The organism is Polyangiaceae bacterium (genome assembly GCA_016715885.1).
Taxonomy (GTDB): domain Bacteria; phylum Myxococcota_A; class Polyangia; order Polyangiales; family Polyangiaceae; genus Polyangium.
The window spans coordinates 96148-114121 of sequence record JADJXL010000005.1; the positions used below are offsets into that span (position 1 = coordinate 96148).

The 17974-nt window shown below is 59.9% G+C and carries 10 protein-coding genes; 6 read left to right on the top strand and 4 right to left on the bottom strand.

What is annotated here, in order from left to right:
- The first annotated feature begins 229 nt into the window (after positions 1 to 229).
- Together IPM54_09760 and IPM54_09765 are read left to right on the top strand one after the other, a co-directional pair.
- Entirely contained in the window at positions 230 to 1387 is a 1158-nt protein-coding gene (locus IPM54_09760) for a hypothetical protein (protein MBK9260108.1), read from the top strand.
- A 1-nt stretch (position 1388) separates the two neighbouring features.
- Positions 1389 to 2174 (top strand): hypothetical protein, encoded by a 786-nt coding sequence (locus tag IPM54_09765; GenBank protein MBK9260109.1) that lies wholly within the window; start codon positions 1389 to 1391, stop codon positions 2172 to 2174.
- 97 nt (positions 2175 to 2271) lie between these two features.
- Here IPM54_09765 and IPM54_09770 read toward each other — a convergent pair whose 3' ends face one another.
- Both IPM54_09770 and IPM54_09775 read right to left on the bottom strand, forming a co-directional pair.
- The gene (locus tag IPM54_09770; GenBank protein ID MBK9260110.1) at positions 2272 to 5037 is read right to left on the bottom strand and encodes a VCBS repeat-containing protein; all 2766 of its coding nucleotides are present in this window, start codon (positions 5035 to 5037) and stop codon (positions 2272 to 2274) included.
- 370 nt (positions 5038 to 5407) lie between these two features.
- A complete protein-coding gene (locus IPM54_09775; protein ID MBK9260111.1) occupies positions 5408 to 6160 on the bottom strand; it encodes a hypothetical protein in 753 nt (250 codons plus the stop codon).
- A 390-nt stretch (positions 6161 to 6550) separates the two neighbouring features.
- Between IPM54_09775 and IPM54_09780 the strand changes: the two genes are divergently transcribed.
- The gene (locus tag IPM54_09780) at positions 6551 to 7069 is read left to right on the top strand and encodes a hypothetical protein (GenBank protein MBK9260112.1); all 519 of its coding nucleotides are present in this window, start codon (positions 6551 to 6553) and stop codon (positions 7067 to 7069) included.
- A gap of 59 nt (positions 7070 to 7128) precedes the next feature.
- On the opposite strand, the gene IPM54_09785 is transcribed toward IPM54_09780, so the two are convergent.
- Positions 7129 to 7974, bottom strand: coding sequence for a class I SAM-dependent methyltransferase (locus IPM54_09785; GenBank protein ID MBK9260113.1), 846 nt, complete (start codon positions 7972 to 7974; stop codon positions 7129 to 7131).
- 171 nt (positions 7975 to 8145) lie between these two features.
- Entirely contained in the window at positions 8146 to 9834 is a 1689-nt protein-coding gene (locus IPM54_09790) for an AIPR family protein (GenBank protein MBK9260114.1), read from the bottom strand.
- A gap of 419 nt (positions 9835 to 10253) precedes the next feature.
- On the opposite strand from IPM54_09790, the gene IPM54_09795 reads away from it, so the two are divergent.
- Genes IPM54_09795 through IPM54_09805 form a run of 3 tightly spaced genes read left to right on the top strand, consistent with a single transcriptional unit; the run spans position 10254 to position 17961 of the window.
- Positions 10254 to 13262 carry a radical SAM protein gene (locus tag IPM54_09795; GenBank protein MBK9260115.1) on the top strand — a complete coding sequence of 1003 codons (3009 nt, stop codon included), beginning with the start codon at positions 10254 to 10256 and terminating at the stop codon, positions 13260 to 13262.
- Between the two features lie 59 nt (positions 13263 to 13321).
- A complete protein-coding gene (locus IPM54_09800; GenBank protein MBK9260116.1) occupies positions 13322 to 17236 on the top strand; it encodes a protein kinase in 3915 nt (1304 codons plus the stop codon).
- Positions 17233 to 17961 (top strand): glutathione S-transferase family protein, encoded by a 729-nt coding sequence (locus tag IPM54_09805; protein ID MBK9260117.1) that lies wholly within the window; start codon positions 17233 to 17235, stop codon positions 17959 to 17961. The genes IPM54_09800 and IPM54_09805 overlap by 4 nt, the downstream gene beginning before the upstream one ends.
- Positions 17962 to 17974 lie beyond the last annotated feature (13 nt).

The window sequence follows — 17974 nt, forward strand, 5'->3', positions numbered from 1 at the left end:
CCCGTCGCCCAGGATGCTCGCGCGCATTTTCATGTAGTATTCGCGTCCAATGCGCTTGCGATTTTCCTTGTGAATGACCCTTCGTGAATGATCGCTTGTAAGCGACGAGCGAACGGTGCGCGACACGCGCATTTCATGATGAAAAATATGTACATGCTGCGTGCTCCTCTGCTATAGCGTTTCGTTTATGAGTCATGTGCGGCGAAAGCCAATGAGGCTGCGCTTTTCGGTGTTTCGATGGGCTGCGACCGCGTTCTGTGCGACGGTCATGGTGGCCGCATCGGCAGAACAAAGCTTGGCTGGACCAGTGCCGACGCTTTCGGAGTCCTCGAAAACACCCTCGGAATCCTCGAAGTCGCCCGTCACGCCTACGCCGGCGCCCGCGGTGGAATCGCCAGCGCCCGTCACGCCTCCGCCGGAGCCCGCCACCGAGTCGCCGGCGCCCGCCACGCCTCCACCGGCGACTCCCGAGCCGATTGCGCCGAAGCCTCCCGTGATGGCGTCCGCCCCGCGAGAGAAGCTCTCGCCATTCAAGCTGCAATCGACCGCCTACGTGGGCCTGCGCTGGCCGAATTATACGCTTGGCGCCATCGTTCGAGGTGGCGGCGGACTTTACGGATCCTCGCTTGGCCAAGGCAATCCCATGGCCACGGGGTATCGGCTCACCGAGCGTGGTGGATTCGTTTCGGGCCTCGTCATCGGCGGCCTCGTGGGCCTAATCGGCGCTGCTGCCGTCGCATTACCGGATTCCACCAGCGTTACCCGGTCGTCGCATACGCGCACCAACGCGAGCGGGCAAAGGGAAGTCGTCACCACGGAAACGCGCACCGCCACCTATCGCGATGGCGCTGGACGGCAGCGCGCTGCCGAAGCCACCGAAAAGGCTGTCGCGGGCATCGCCGCGTATCGCCAGCAATCATTCGAGCTCGACATTTATACACGTGATTGGTTCGGTTCGGGGTATGGCGACGCGCGCGGATATCGATTGAATTTTTTGCTCACGGCCTACAGCGGCAAACACTTCGTCTTCGAGGCTGGTTTTGGTTTCGGGGATGTCAATGCAATCGTTCCTGGCAAAGATATCCTCGTCGAGGAAGCATACATTGGCGTTCCGCTCAGAATCCTCGTCCCCTGGGGTCCGTTCGTTGCACAGGCTGCAATCGATCTCAATGGCCGCGTCTTCGAGATGATTGGCGAGGACGACGATAGTTACGACACGCGCAACGTCGATGGCCGCATCCTGCGCATCGATCGCGTCCGCCCGACGCCGCTCACCATTTCCGTCACCGCCACGATATGGCGCCTCGCCGCCACGGTCGGCGTGGAGACCGTGCGCCCCTGGGACGGTCAATTCGGTTATGTCGCGTCGCTCGGCGGGAGGTTCTAACATGCGCCCCATTCTCACGATCTGCACCACGCTCGGCGCGCTCGCCGCCTTGTCGCTTGCTCCCACCGAGGCTTACGCGGAGGACATTTACGCCGAGTCCGTCAAGGCAACGTTCGACGCGGACGATTATGTCGAATACATCAAAGGGCTTGGCACGAATCACATCGTCGGCATGGGAATCGTGTATTTGCCTGGCTCCGTCATCGATTTCGAAGAGGATGCGCAAAACCCCCCGATTTCGGGGAGCGGCCTCTTTCAAGTGAGCGCTTCGCTTTTGCCGCTGCCCACATTATTCGGCTCCGTCGGTGGCCTGGAGCTCGACTTCACGTTCGGGTTCCCCGTCTTCAAGTCGTACTTTGGCGGCATTGGGGGAAGCGCGGGTATCGTCATGCAGCCGATTTCGTTCCGCCATTTTCGAGCCAGCTTGGCGCTCGGCGCGGGTTTCAACGCGCACGGTTTTGGTTACGCAAAGCCGCGCATTGCCTTTACGCTCATCCCCGATCGAGCCGACATGGAAGTGACGTATCGTTGGATCCCTCGATATGGCAGCAACGTTTTCGGCGGCCGCGGGGATGACCTGGAAGATCCGGGATTCGGCGAGCACCGCATACGCGGTATGCTCTTCATTCGTGTGGGGCAGCAGCCGAGCGGGAGGCGCAAAATCACCGGCGCGACCAATGTGTACGTTTCATTCGATTACACGCGCATCGATGGCAACAAGGACCTCGAGCGAGTACGCATGCGGCCAGGCGATTACATGGGCTTTGGGCTGGGAATGGCGCTCTGACGAGCTTCTTTTCCCCCCGCGGGGGGGAGGGGGGGGGAGAGGGGGTTAGGGGGTGAGGCGTGCCGGGATTTCGATCGTATTGGAGGGCAATGCGTGGTCAGGGAATGCAGGCGTTCAGCATCACCCGCACGGTGTTGTCTTTCTCGTTCACGACGGCAAGGTCCGGCTTGCCATCGCCATTCAAGTCCGCCGCAGCGACCGACCTCGGCTGCCCGCCCGTGGCATAGTCGACCCTCGGCGCAAATGTCCCATTGCCGTTGATGTTGCGCAGCACGCTCAACGTGTTGCGGTCCCGATTCGTCGCCACGATGTCACGATTGCCATCGCCGTCCATATCCGCCAATGCGACTGAGTAGTACGCAGTCCCGTTTTCATAAGCGACCTTGGGGGCGAATGTCCCATTGCCATTGTTGAGGAACACGACCACGCCGCCATCTCGGTGCGCTACGACAAGGTCTGGCTTGTTGTTGCCGTCCACATTGGCCGCCACGATCGATATGGGAAAACGATTATAACCATCCGTGGCATAATCGACTTTCGTGGCGAAGGTGCCATTGCCGTTGTTGATGAAGACGCTTATCGTGTGGCTGCCCTCGTTCGTCACGGCGAGATCCGGTTTGCCGTCACCATTGAAGTCTGCCGCCGCAACCGATGCGGGATTGATCCCGGCGCCATAAGTGACCGCTGTTGCAAAGGTCCCATCGCCGTTGTTGAGCAAGACAGCCACCGTACCCACTGGGAAGCCTTGGTTGTTGGCAGCGGCGAGATCAATGGCGCCGTCGCCATTGAAATCCGCGGCCGCCACCGAATTGGTGCCCAATGGATTGGGGTAAGGACCCGTGCGATAAGCAACCTTCGGCGCAAACGTGCCGTCGCCATTGTTGATGTGCACGGTCACGTCGTTGCTGGTGTAGTTCGCAACGGCAAGGTCGCTGTGACCATCGCCATTCACGTCCGCTGAAACGATTGAACGAGGGGCCGAGCCTGCGGAATAATCCACCTTGGGGGCGAACGTGTCGTTGCCATTGTTGAAGAGTACGCTCACGCTGGCGCCGCTTCCATTCGCGACCGCGAGGTCTTGCGTGCCATCGCCGTTGAAGTCCGCCGTAGCCACCGAATAGGGAACAGCGCCCGTGGCGTAATCGAGATTCTCCGCGAATGCACCATTGCCGTTGTTGAAGAGCATGCTCATGCCTCCACCCGTGGAGACGGCGAGGTCGAGCGCACCATTGCCGTTCAGATCCGCCATTGCGATCGAACCTGGACTCGTCGGTGTGGTGTACGTGGTTCTGCTGAAGGCAGTCCCATTGCCGTTGTTGAGATATACCCACACGCTGGTGTAGCTGGGTTGTATGACGGCGAAATCGGTTTTGCCATCGCCGTTCATATCACCCGCTACGACCCAATCCGTGAGCGAAAGCGTAGGGGTCGACAGGTATGCGGCAAAGGTGCCGTCGCCATTGTTGAACAATACGCCACCTCCGATGACGATGTCGGGCTTGCCGTCGCCATTCATATCCGCCATCACGACCGATCTGCGGTTACTCCCCCCGATGTAATCGACTTTGGGGGCGACAGTGCCATTGCCGTTGTTGATGAACACGCTCACGGTGTTGGTGCCGGAGTTCGGAACGACGAGGTCCATATGGCCATCGGCGTTCAAATCCGCCGCCGCAATTGCCTTGGGACTCGTGCCCGTAGCATACGAGAGATGGGCATAGAAGGTGCCAGCGCCCGTATTGAGCAGGATGCTCACGGTGTTGTTTGCCATGGGGAGCGCAAGATCGACCTTGCCGTCGCCATTCATGTCGGCCGCAGTGACCGCCTGAGGAGCTATGGAGCCAAAGGAGTGATCAAGCTCGAGGCCAAACGTACCGTCGCCGTTGTTGAGCACCACGCTCACGCCATTGCTGCTACCGCTTGCATCCATGACGACGAGGTCGAGTTTTCCGTCGCCATTCATGTCTGCTGTAATGACCGATTTGGGGGCGGGAGCCACAGGATAATCGACCGCGGCGCCATAGGTACCGTTGCCATTGCCCAGCAGCACGCTCACGCTATTCGCCGCCTTCGCGACGGCAAAATCAATGATTCCATCGCCGTTCAGATCGGCCGCCGCGACGGAGCCGCCCGTGGGAATCAAGGGCGGTCCGGATAGCGAAATCGTCCCGGTGCACGGCCCACTGCTGCTACAACTGCCGCCTCCGTCGCATGTGCCGCTCACGCATTCGCCATCCGGATTGGTTCCTGCCGCAATGAAGCCGCAAACTCCATCCGCCCCGCTGCCTTTCTTGGCCGCCGAACACGCCAGGCACGTCCCGGTGCATGCCAAATCGCAGCAGAACCCATCCGCGCAATGGCCCGACGCGCATTCTGCACCCGCGCTGCACGCGCTCCCGTTCGGCAGCAGCGCCGGCGTCGAGCACGTGCCGGACCCATTGCATTCACTCGCCGCGCATTCGTCGTCCGGATCGGTGTTCGCAGCAATCGGCCCGCATTGTCCATTGAACCCGCCGCCCCGCTTGGCCGCCGAGCACGCAAAGCAGGTCCCCGTGCACGCATTGCCACAGCAGAACCCATCCACGCAATAGCTCGATATGCATTCGGCTGACTCCGTGCACGCCGCGCCATTGTACTTGATGCACCCGCCCGTACCATTACACACGCCAGCCGCGCATTCATTGTCCGGGTCCGTGCTGCTCGCAATCAGCCCGCATACGCCATTGTCGCCGCTGCCCTTTTTCGCCGCTGAACACGCTTCACACGTGCCCGTGCAGGCGCTGTCGCAACAGAATCCGTCGATGCATTGGCCCGACACGCATTCTGCCCCTGCGCTGCATGCGCTCCCGTTGGGTAGTAGCATCGAAGCCGTGCATGCGCCCGATCCATTGCATTCACCGGCCGCACATTCGTCGTCCGGGTCCGTGTTCGCTGCAATGAGCCCGCATTGCCCATTGAATCCGCCGCCCTTCTTCGCCGCCGAACACGAAGAGCAGGTCCCCGTACATGCATTTCCACAGCAGAATCCATCGACGCAATACGTCGACATGCACTCGGCTCCCGTCGTGCACGCCGCGCCGTTGTACCTGATGCATCCGCCCGAGCCGTTGCAATTCCCGTCGGCGCATTCATTGTCCGGGTCGACGTTTGCTGCAATGGGTCCGCATGTGCCATCGGCGCCGCTGCCCTTTTTCGCCGCCGAACACGCTTCACATGTCCCCGTACATGCCGTGTCACAGCAGAATCCATCGACGCAAAAGCCCGTAGCGCATTCCGGAGCTCAGGCTGCACGTCGTCCCGCTGCCGGCCATTTCACATGCCGACGCGCCATTGCACGAGCCGCCGCTACATTCGTTGTCGGGGTCGCCTCCTGCCGCAATCGGCCCGCATTGCCCATTGTATCCACCGCCCCGTTTTTCGATCGAACACGCTCGACACGTCCCGTCGCACGCATTCCCACAGCAGAACCCATCCACGCAATGCCCCGACAAGCATTCGCCCGCCGCTCCGCACGCATTGCCATTGTAAAGCTTGCACGCGCCTGCGCCGTCACACGAGCCCGCTGCGCATTCATTGTCCGGATCGCCATAGAGCGCAATCGTTCCACACGTCCCGTCGTCGCCGCTTCCCTTTTTCGCCGCCGTGCACGCTTGACACGTCCCCGTGCACGCGCTGTCACAACATACCCCGTCGACGCAAAATCCACTCGCGCATTCCCCGCCCGTCGAACACGCCTGCGCATTGGCCGGCGACGGCTGCAATGCATATGCCGCCCCTTCTTCCAATGACCCCCAATTCCGAGGGTCATCGCCTTCGTCGACGTGAACCGCGCCGCTATGACCGCCGATCCCGCCGGCTCCACCAGCCCCCATTTCACCGATCCCATCGGAACCACAGCCCCCCAGCATCGTCAACAGCACGAGCCCCATTGCGAACCGCCATTCACGACCGGCTCCCAATGGTTCGCCCAATAGGATAGACTTCATGTTCATGCCTCCTGCTTCATTGCATCATGGCTCATCTGGCCACACAGAATATTTACTTTAGGTTGAATTTGTTGCCATGACCAGCATTTTCTGATGCCCACGACCCCCTTCAATCGGAGCTTATCACCCCCCATTTCACCCCGATGGACCGCTCCTCAGATGCCTCCTCACCCCTCCACGAGTGCCCTCCGGGGTGCTTCCAGTGCCTGCCGACCCCTTCACGAGTGCCATTGGACCCCCCCATCCCAGGGGGTCACGAATGACCTCGAAAAAACTGAGTATTTTTCAATGGTTATAAAATCGACCTGGTGCGCTTTCAAAAAATTTGAACGATTTTTCGTGCCGCACAACGAAAGTCACCACGCGACGGATGCGTCGCTGGAGGTGACCATGGCCAAGACCAAACAAAAGGCTCCAAAGCAAACGCAAAAGGCATCCGCGAAGTCGTCCAAGGCTTCGAAAACCTCATCGTCGCGCAGCGCGGCGAAAAAAACTCCCTCCAAATTGCTCTCCGCCGACGAAAAACTACGCCTCATCAAACCGATCGACGGCTTCACCGAGATTGCGGAACGTTTCGCTGCCACATGGAAGGGTCGCCCGACGTTCAAGGTGGCCGGTATGTCGCCCCCCAAGCTGCTCCGGGCCATTGAATCTGCCAAAAAAGCTGCCGCTCGCGAAAACGCCTTGCGCGCAAAGCTCGAAGAAAAACTCCGACCGCTCACCGACGCTCGATTGCTCGCCGAACACGCCGCATGGAAAATGGTCTTGGATGCCTACGCCGTCGCGAAAGCATTGGCGCGTATCAATCCCGAAGTCGGACATGCATTCACGTTCGTCGGCGAGGCGATGACGAACAAGCCCAAGAAAAAGGCCAAGCAAGCGCAAGAAGCAGCACCGAGCTCGATGTAATCACTGGCAGCTCTGCTTTTCGTGCAGGTCAATTGTCCCTCGTACTCGAAGACCGCCCGTCAATCGGAGGGCTTCTCCCAAACGAAAACGCCGTAACGCATCGCGCCTGTTCGTAGCGCAACGATCAAACGCGGCAGGCTGTAGATGAAGCTGCGATTGCGGGTGGCAGAGCTCGAGGCCAACCTGCGGATCGCCTTGTCCGTCAGAAGCTTTCCCGCGAACCGATACATGCAAATGGACCAGGTTCGGCGAACTTTGCTGCTGATATCCAAATAGCTGCAAGCCTCGAGTCCAGCCGCGGCAGCGAGCGCTTCGTAATCGGCCCGGCTCCCCATGCTGGGCAGTTGCCCTTCGCTGCAGATTTTTTCGAGTAGGTGCTGCACTTGCCATTGGCGAAGATTTTCGCCTTCCAACCACGCGCAGACGACGAGACGTCCTCCAGGCCGCAGCACCCGCGATACCTCGGCAAAAAAGCCCCCCTTGTCGGCCATGTGCTCGGAGCTCTCGATTGCATAGGCATGGTCGAAGCTGGCATCGGCCATGCCATTGTCGAAAAAATCGCGCTCGAGACACGTGAAATCGGCCAAGCCCCGAGCCTGAGCAAGCTTCGCTTGTGCCGATGAAAGGGTAAATCCGGTGACCTGCACGCCGTGATGCTTTACGAAATGAGCGGCGGTCGCTCCATAGCCACAACCAATATCGCAGAGATTTTGTCCAGGTTTGGGGCTCAGTCGCTCGGCGACCAGGTGCACGAGCGCGTCCGTCGCTTCGGACGGACTTTCGCGGCCAGTTTCCCAATAGCCATGGTGGACATGCTCTCCCCAAATGCGCCGATACGCGATGTCGAGCTCATCATAATGGAATGCCACGGCCGCTGGAGACGGTGAACAGTCGGGAATGATCATGGATGGAACATGCGTAGCTGTGTGACCAACCACAACTGATCTGCACGAGAACTCGGCATGGGCGCTGCCTTGTGCGGCTTTCGTGCCAGGGCGTTCGAGGACAAATTTTGCATGCCGAGCATTGGGAGACGCCTTGCACCGGGCATGTGCGCACCGCTCATCGTGCGGGTATCAATTGCCTTTGGGAAGGTATTGCATGAGATCGCCGCGGCGGAAGGTTGCTGCTAGCCGTTGCAGGCTTACGGGTTGGTTACCGTAGAGCTGTTTGATGGCATCTTCGAGCTGTTGAATGGCTTTGACATAATACTCTTCCCCCTTCTTCTCCACAAGCGACCTTGCTTTGTCGAAGACCCGGTGATCGAGCTTGTCCAGCGTGATGCCCAGATCTGCTAGCAACGCTTGCCCCATGAGCATTGCTGCGAAGCAGGAGGCATATCGAACGAGCTCCGGCGCCCCTTGCACCGGACGTTTGCGCCGGTTCTCCGCGATGCGGAACAGTAGCACCGCGATGACCGTCTGCGCCCCATTCAAGTCTTTGCTGAAGATTTCATCATAAAGCTTGCCGAAGTGTTCGCTCGACGAATACTTGGCTTGCTGCGGACGTTTTCGCCAAACCGAAAGCACAGCCTCTGCGGCGCTTCCGCTCGTAATTTCCGTGGGCCGAGGAGCTGCGTCGCCACGCTGTCGACGGTAATCATAACCCAACTGCTGAATGGCCAGCTCGAGGTTTTTCTGAATGGGATCATTTGAACGTAGATCACGCAGATCAACAGGGTTTTGGCTATTCGTAGCATAGGTAATCGTGCGGACGAGGTTCGTGGCGTCTTCCCCGCCCACCTGGTACAGTCGCACGAGCACGAATGCGGAGTCCAAATTCGTCTGGTCCATTGAGTTGCTCAGCGCGGCGTGGATCGTTTTACATGTTTGACCGCCATTGATGATCTGTAGGCCTTCGACGCGAACGTTATAATTTTCCTTCTGCAAGGCATTGTAATCGAACTTCTGGCAAATGAGCGTGATGCCATTGTTGTAAAAGAAAAAATTCGGGCGCTCCTGTGGATTGATCAACGTTTGGTGGATACCGATGTTCACACGGTTCCCCATGAGTCCCAAATATCGCCGAATATTACGCTCTAGAAGTCGATCGCCATGAGATTCCATGAGGCGATAGATTTCAGTTACGGCTACCTTGCCGAGAAATACGCGGCTGAAGTTGAAGTCCTCCACGACGGACCGACCCGCAAACTGAATCGTATCTTTGACCGGTTGTGTCGCTTGAAGTATTCGGACGAGTGTGTCGTGATTCGCATGCTCGAATTGAACCCGCTCCGGTGGAAAGTTCTCCCTGTCGATGATTGCTTGTGCTTCGGGCCGCTTCCAAGACAGCCCGTTGTTGCACAGAATGAAGCGCACGCGCGGAATCAGCCCATCGACGATCAGCGAGCGGATCTCCTCGATCCGAGCCTTCAGCCTGGGATTTACATGTAGATCAGCGCTGGGATCGAACAAATAGCGAACAGCTTGCACTGCCTTGATGATGCCAGTCTCCTCGAAATGGGAATTGCCCTCGAGGTTCTGATGCTTGTATTTGCCTTGAAATAAGGTGACTGTAAATTCGCCTTCAACAATATCGGATAGATCCATGGCATCTATCCCGAAATCATTGCCCCCCTCCATCAAACACTCGAGCGCCTCATCATCGTTCAGCTCGAGCAGCGTCTTGACGCACAAGACGACGAATGCGACAGACCGAGCCTTTGTCTCGTCCAGGTTGGACTCGAGCACTTCCTCAATACGAGGCTGCAAGCGCTGTACGAGCCCGCGAACGTGCTGATCGATGATGCTTACGTTGATGTTCATGGTCGATCTATCCATTCAACTGGGCGATGTGTCTCAGACGGGTGCACGTACGCAATGGATCTTGCCGCTGGCAACCTTACCGACGCGGACCGTCGTGTCAACCCCCAAGCCATGCCGCCGTTCTCGCCAATTCAAACGATTCTATCTCTCTCCTACGCGTCACTCGGCCAAACATACGAACGCCCTCTTGCCTCGAGCATATCCACGCCAATGGTCAATTTCCGCGAATGCTTCGTGAAACCTGTGCGGCGCATTCGATTGTGATGCAAACGAATTGGTACGACGTAACTCCATCGTTTTATCGGTCCACGCGCGGCCGCCGCCTTAGCCGATCATCGTCGTGCGCCATACGACACAGCCTACCCCCAGCACAGCAAGCCTTGCATCCGCTGCCCGGGCGCGTGAACAATGGCCCTCGCATGACCTCTCGCGCCGGCACGACCGATACGAGTCTGCTCCTCGCCGCCGGCTGCAACCTCGCGTGCCCCGTCTGCGATTGCCGCGCAAAAGTCCCCGCGCCGGCTGCCATTCAGCGCGAGCTTCATCGCGGCGGCGGCGTGCTCGAACTGCGCGGGGAAGCCGCCTCGCACGTAGCACTCGCCGAAACCGTACGCACCGCGCGCGACGCCGGTTGGCATCACGTGCTCGTCCGGACAAACGGCGTCGGTTTTTCCTCCGCAGCTCGGGCCGAACAGCTTCGAGCCACCGGCATCGATGGCGTCGTCTTCTTCCTCGCGAGCGAACGCGCAGCCGTGCACGACGCGATCGCGCGCGTTCGAGGCGCCCACGCAGCAGCACTCGCGGGCCTGCGTAACCTCGCAGGGGCCGGCCTGGACATTCGTTTCGAGCTGCCCGTGCTCGACCCTTCGCTGCAAAACCTCGCGGCGATGATCCAGCTTCTGCACGGCATCGTCCCTGCGGCGCGTCGAGCGCGTCTTTATGCGCCGGATGCGATGCGATCCGTGGATGGGCGCGTTCCGCGCGAGCTTGCGCCGCCGCGCTGGGATGTCGTGCGCAGAGCGCTGCTCGAAGCGATTCGCGTTGCCCGTGAACGGCAAATCGACATTACGTTGACCGAACGCGACGGCATCCCGCTCTGCGCCGTCGCGTCCGTGGGCGACGACGGATCCGTCACCGTTCCTGAGCGACTCTTCGCCGACCGCGGAGGCCGCCCCATGCCCCGCCGATCGACATCGTCGCTCGCGCCCATCTGCTCCTCGTGCGCCGCGGAACGCGTTTGTCCTGGCACGACGAGCCTCGTTCTGTCCACGCACGGCAGCCAAGGTTTGTCCCCGCTTTCTCGCGCGCCGATGTCGCCGCGTCGCGACCGTTGGGACGAGCAGCGCAAAAATGCCGCGAAATCGGCTTTTTTCGTCGTGCTGCGACCGACCGTGCACTGCAACCAGGATTGTTGGTTCTGCAGCGCCAACGAGACTTCGCACAACGTCGAAGACAACCCCGGTCGTATGATGCGCCGCATCGCGCGGCTCGCTCGTACGGGCGTCGAACAGATCTCGTTCAGCGGCGGCGAACCCACGCTTTCCCGGCACCTCGTCGATTACGTCTCCGTCGCCAAACGCATGGGCGTGAACGCGATCGAGCTCGTTACGAACGCTGTTTTGCTCGACAAACGCGAGAAGGTCGATGCGCTCGTTTCAGCGGGTCTCACGAACGTGTTCGTGTCGCTTCATGGCCACGAGGAATCGCTTGCGCGGCTCGAAACGCGAAAGATGGGCGATCACGCGCGCACCGTCGCGGCCTTGCGGCACTTCGTTCGTCACGATCACCTGCGCATCGACGTGAACCATGTCGTTTCCGGGCACAATTTTCGGCACCTCGTGCGCTTCGTCGAATGGCTGCACGGCGAGTTCGGTACGAAGATCGGCATTTCGTTTGCGTACGTAACACCTCAGTACAAGGCCCTCGAACGCCTGGGAGACCTCGTCCCGCGTTATCGCGACGTGATGCCGTACCTGAAGCGCGCGATCGCCCGTGCAAGCGAGCTCGGCATCGAAGTCGTCGTTGGATCGCGGCAAGGCGTTCCGCCCTGTCAGCTCGAGGAATTCATGTACTGGAGCGACGTGCTCGTGTCGCTCAGCGGAGCGCTCACCGAAGACGCTCCGCAAAAGCAAAAAGGCCCGGTGTGCGCGGAATGTCGCTTTGATCTCGTGTGCACCGGCGTGTGGAAGCCGTACGCAGCGCTTCATGGAACGGGCGAGCTACGTGCGGTGCCGGGCGACAAGATCACGCCCGAGCGAGCTTTCGCCGATGCACGGATCGCGCGCTTTCGCCCCGGAACCGATCGCATCGACGAGCTTCGTTTCAGCGACGGCCGAGTGCCTCGAAGTAACGAAATCGCGCTTCCCGCTTTGCCTCCCGCGCGCGTGCAATTGCCCGTCGTGACGGCACCATCCGAAGCTCCTCCCTTGCGCGTGGCGCTCGTGGGTACGGGTCCGCGCGCGCTCGCGTTTGTCTCGACCCTACGGCGTTTGGAAGGGTTTGTCCTGGCAGCGGTCGTGTCGCCTCACGCACCGGACAAGGACTTGCCCGAGATCCCGGCTGATGTCGCGCGCGCTCGAACGCTCGACGAGGTCCTTTCACGAGGCGCCGTCGACGCGGTGATCGTCGCGTGTGGTACGCGGCATCATGCGGAGATCGCGCGTAGCGCAATGGAAAAGGGATTGCCCTGCCTCGTGGAAAAACCGCTGGCGTTGTCGATTGCCGAAGCAGAATCGCTTGGTACACAAGCGAACGGCTTGATCACCGTTGCGCAGCAGCTTCGCGCGGCGGGCGGTGTAGAGGAGCTGCTTTCGCTTCTGGGCGAACGCACGGGAGCGGACAAGCCGGTCGAGGTCGAGGTTTTTCATCGAGCGACGCCGCATTCGCCCGCGAGCCTTCACGCGTGGTCGCGCACGGCATTTTACGAGCTTTTCATTCATCTTGGGGATCTTGCGCGCGTGATTGCAGGCGAGCCGCTCGTCATTCGTCGAGCGTCGGCGCGAGGTGGAGGGCGACCGGAGCGCGTCACCGTGCGAGCGCGCGGAGCGGGATCGATGGCGCCGAGCGTGTCGATCGAGCTGTTGCTTACCGAGCCTTCGGATGCGCTCGAAGTGCGTATACGTCTCGCAGACGGTCGCGTACTCTCGTGGGTGCGAGGCGCAGGCGTGGACGCGGTGGAAGTTGCGGACGCAGGCGGCAAGCGAACGCGTACGCCGCCGCGAGGTGGGGATTTGGAGCGGCTCTTGCGGGCGTTTGGAAAGACAATCCGCGAAGGAGCGGCGCCCGTTGCATCGGCGGCCGATGGCGTTTCTGCGATGCGTTTTGCGGCAGATGCGGTGACGGCGCTCGAGGCTTCGGGGGCGCCATTCGAGCGATCCGCCGAACCCAAGCGCGTGGCATCCGTGCTACTCCGCGAGCGGATTGGGTGATTGATTTGGCATACGCATGAACGTGCATCACACTGCGCGCCGCGATGCTCGAGGGAGGCGTGGTCGACAATCGGTTCGAGGTGCAAGCGTGTGCCGGCATTGGCGGCATGAGCACCGTATATCGAGCGCGTGATCGTCATACGGATCGACTTGTTGCGCTGAAGGTTTTACGCGACGGCAGCGACAATACGATTGCGCGTTTTGGCCATGAAGCTCGCGTACTTGCAGGGCTCGATCATCCTCACATCGTGCGTTATGTCGCGCACGGGTTGGCTTCGTCCGGCGAGCCGTATCTGGTGATGGAATGGCTCGAAGGTGAGGAGCTTGGTGAAAGCCTGCGCCGTGAGCGAATGAAGCTCTCGGAAGCGATTGCATTGGGGCTGCGAATATCGCATGCGCTGGGAGCCGCGCACCTTCGGGGGGTGGTACATCGCGATATCAAGCCGAGCAATATTTTCCTTGTGGATCGAGCCGTCGATCAGGTGAAAGTCCTCGATTTTGGCATTGCGCGGGTGCATGGCCATTCGATGATGACGCAAACGGGCAGCGTATTGGGCACGCCTGGATACATGGCGCCCGAGCAAGCTCGAGGAGAACGTGGGCGAGTGGATGCGCGGGCCGACGTATTTTCTCTTGGATGCGTCCTTTACGAATGTATCACGGGACAAGCGGCATTCACGGGTGGGCACCTGATGGCCGTGCTGGCGAAGGTGCTTTTCGAGGAAGTGCGCAGGCCGCGGGAGATTTGTCCAGAATTGCCCGAGGATCTCGATGCGTTGCTCGTGAAGATGTTGTCGAAAGGTCCCGAAGAGCGCCCTGCTGATGCATCCGAGGTGATGCGAGCGCTCGAGCAGATTGCATTACACGAGCAAAGTGATGCGCTTCTCGTTTCCACGGCTACGTCATTGATGACGACGGACGAGAGCCGGCTCGTGTCGCTGGTGGCCATTTTGCCTGCAATCAATTCGCTCGAGAAGGATGGTGCGACGAAACAAATGCCGCCGCTGGATGTTTTGGAGATCGTGCGGCGCACGGTAAAACCATTCAAAGCGACGGTGGAACCTCTCGCAGGTGTGGGCGTGATGGCGATGTTCGAAGGGCTCGGCAATGCGGGTGATCAGGTGACGATTGCGGCGCGTTGTGCATTGCGTATCAAAGAGCTCGTGCCGTCCGAAATCGTGGCACTTTATACTGGGCGCAGCAGCCGGCGTGATCGTTTGCACGTCGGTGAGCTCATCGATCGCACGTCGGAATTGGTGCATACGACGTCCGAGATAGGTTCGATGGGGCGGTTTGGGTCGGGCATTTTGATTGACGACACGACACGGTCATTGCTGGGTGATCGGTTCGTCATCGTGGAAGAAGGAATGCAGCCGCTTCTTCGGCAGGAGCGGGTGCAGGAAGACGTGGGGCGGATGGTGCTGGGCAAGCCCATTCCGTGTGTAGGTCGTGAGCGGGATTTGCGATCGCTGCTCGATTTTGCCGAAGAAGGGTTCGAGGAGTCGTCGGCGCGTGCCATTTTGGTTTCGGCGTCGGCGGGCATGGGGAAGTCGCGTTTGCGTCTCGAGCTCATGGATCGATTGCAGGAAAATGGTCGTGATTTGTTCGTCATTTCCGGCCGAGGGGATTGGCTGGGGGTGAGCTCCGCGTTTGGTCTCGTGGGTGGGGCATTACGTGCGGCGCTGAACATCGAATCGTCGTTGCCGCACGAAGAACAACGGCAGCAATTGTTGAAGGCGGCGGAGGCGTGTGGCGCTGGAGCGCGTGTGCGCGTGGCGGCGTTTTTGGGTGAAATGCTGGGCGTCCCATTTCCAGACGATGACCATCCGCGGCTGCATGCAGCGCGGCAAAATGCATCGATCATGGCCGATGGCATTCAGCAAGCGTTCGTCGATTTCATGCGTGTCAAGGCATCGGCATCACCCGTGTTGCTCGTGCTCGAAGATTTACATTGGGGGGATACGCCATCGATGCGCCTGGTCAATGCGGCATTGCGAGAACTTGGCGACTTGCCGCTCGTCGTGCTCGGCCTTGGACGATTGGAAGTGCACGACGTTTTTCCCGGATTGTGGCAGGGTCGAATGTTTCATTCGCTCAGGCTCGGTCGGTTGTCTCGCAAGGGCGCCGAAAGTCTCGTGCGTGCCATTTTGGGCGATGGTGTGGATCCGTCACGAATGGATGCCATCGTGGAGCGTGCCGATGGGAATGCGCTGTTCATTCAGGAGTTATCGCGCGCGGTGGCCGAAGGGCATTCCGAAGATTTGCCGGACACCATTGCCGGGATGGTGGAAGCTCGAATCATGGCGCTTCCGGCGTCGTCGCGGCTGCTTCTGCGAGCGGCCAGCATTTATGGGCGAAGGTTTCGACCCGAAGGGATTGCGGCATTGATCGATCAAGCTCTCACGAGCACGTCGCTCAGCGCGCTCCTCGACGAGCTCGTCAATCGCGAGTTTCTCGCACGTAAACCTGGTAGCCGACTCGCAGCGAATGAAGAGCTGACATTTCGCCAAGCGCTCATTCAGCAAGCGGCATATGCCATGCTCACGGATCGCGATCGCACGCTCGGGCACAAACTGGCTGCCGAATGGCTCGAATCGAATGGCGAGCAGGATCCGATGATATTGGCCGAGCATTTTGCGCGCGGAGGCGAACCTGGGCGCGCCGTGGGTCATTATTTGCGAGCTGCGCGCCAGGCTTTCCATGGTGGAGATTCGCATGCCGCGCGCGAACGTGCCGAGCGGGGCATGGCTAGCGGTGCGACAGGTGAAACAGAAGCGGCCTTGTGGGCCATTATGGCCGACTCGTTCCTCTCCGACGGCGAATACAAGCGGGGCATCGAGTGCGCCGACCGGGCGCTGCAAAAGGCGACGCTTGGCACATCGACCTATTGCCACGCGCTCGGCTGCGCATTGGGCGGAGCGCTCATGACGAACAATCTGGAGATCATTCGGCGTTTGGGTCCGTCATTGAACGAGTTCGTTCCGCCAAGTGATGCCATGGGAACGGCGTCGCGGGCCTATGCCCAAGCGATTACGCTCCTCGTCCTTCATGGTGCCACGGAAGAAGCGCGAGGATACCTGAACCGGATGGCGGAAGTCATCGGCCCGGCGTGTCCGGCGGATTCGTATGCGACGGCGTGGTGGGAATCTGCGCAGGCATTTTGGTCTAGGTTTGTCGAAAAAGAACCTTGGCGAGCGCTCGTTCACGACCTTGCGAGCGTGGCCCATCTCGAGACGGTCGCTGATCGTAATCTCCTCACCACCGCGCGCGGCCACGTGGGCCTTGATTACCTGCTGTTGGGTGCGCATGGTGCGGCCGAGGCCATGCTCGATCGCGCGCTCGCCGACGCTCCGATGGGATCGATGCCCTGGGATCTGGCGGCGCATTGCAAGTCGCGTCTCTTGCTGGAAACACGGCGGCTGGACGATGCACAGCGATTGGCGGCAGTGATTCAATCGAGTGCAGCCGAGCGAAACAGCCGCGTGATCGGGATGAACGCGACGCTCACGATCGTCGAGGCAAAAATATTGCAAGGTGACTTCGAGGGTGCCGAACGCGACTTGGGAGCCCTGGGGGATCCGGCGAAAATTGCGTTGTCGTTCCGTCCGTCGATTTTGTCGCTGCTCGGCGAAATTCGTCTTCGTCAAAGGCGAGCCGATGAAGCCGTGCAATTGGCGGAAGATGCTCGAGCGGCCTGTGACGCGGCTGGAGGCACCGCTGGCGTGCGTCAAGACACGCTCGCGTTGCTTTGGGCGGAAGCGCTTTTTGCATCGGGTCGCGTGACTGATGCGAAGGAGGTGATGGGGCGACTCATTGCCGAACTTCTTGCGCGCGCCGACGCAATCGGCGATTCCGAGCTGCGCCGATCGTTTTTGGAGAATGTACCCACGCGTGCGCGCGCATTCGAAGAAGCGAGGGCGTGGGGGTTGGAAATACCTTCATTGGATCGACGTACACAAAGGAGCATAGAATGATCAAACTATTTCAATTGCCGCGCGTTTGGGGGTTGCCCAGCATCAGTCCCCCCTGCATGCGGCTCGAAACATGGATGCGAATGATGGATGTATCCTATGAAGCGCGGGTCATGGATCCGGTGAATTATCCGATTCCAAAAGGAAAAATTCCCTACATCGAAGAAAATGGAATGATCATGGGGGATTCCACCCTGATCATCGACTACTTGCGGAGGACGCGAAACGTCGATCCGGATGCTCGTCTGACGCCAACCGAACGAGCGATTTCGACAGCATTCTCGCGGATGCTGACGGAAAACACGTATTGGATCACGGTCCATGATCGTTATGTGTACGAGCCCGGTTGGGCCGTTTATCGAGAGCTCATTCGGCCCATGATCACGATCGGCGCTCCGATCGAGCAACACGAGGACATCATTGCTGGGTTCAAGCAAACAATTCTCGCGGGTTATCATGGCCACGGGCTCGGTCGGCACACGAGCGAAGAAGTGATTCAGATCATGAAAGCGGACCTTGAAGCCGTGTCGACGTTCCTTGGTGACAAACCATTTTTCTTTGGAGACAAACCCTCGGGCGTGGACGCGACCGCGTACGCGGTGGTTGCCAATGTCATCAACGTCCCACTGGACACGCAGCTTGCGCGTTTCGGTCGTGAGCAGCCGAATCTGGTAGCGTACTGCAAGCGAATGCAGGACCGGATTTTCCCGGACCTGGTTGCAGGCTGACGATCGAACTTGC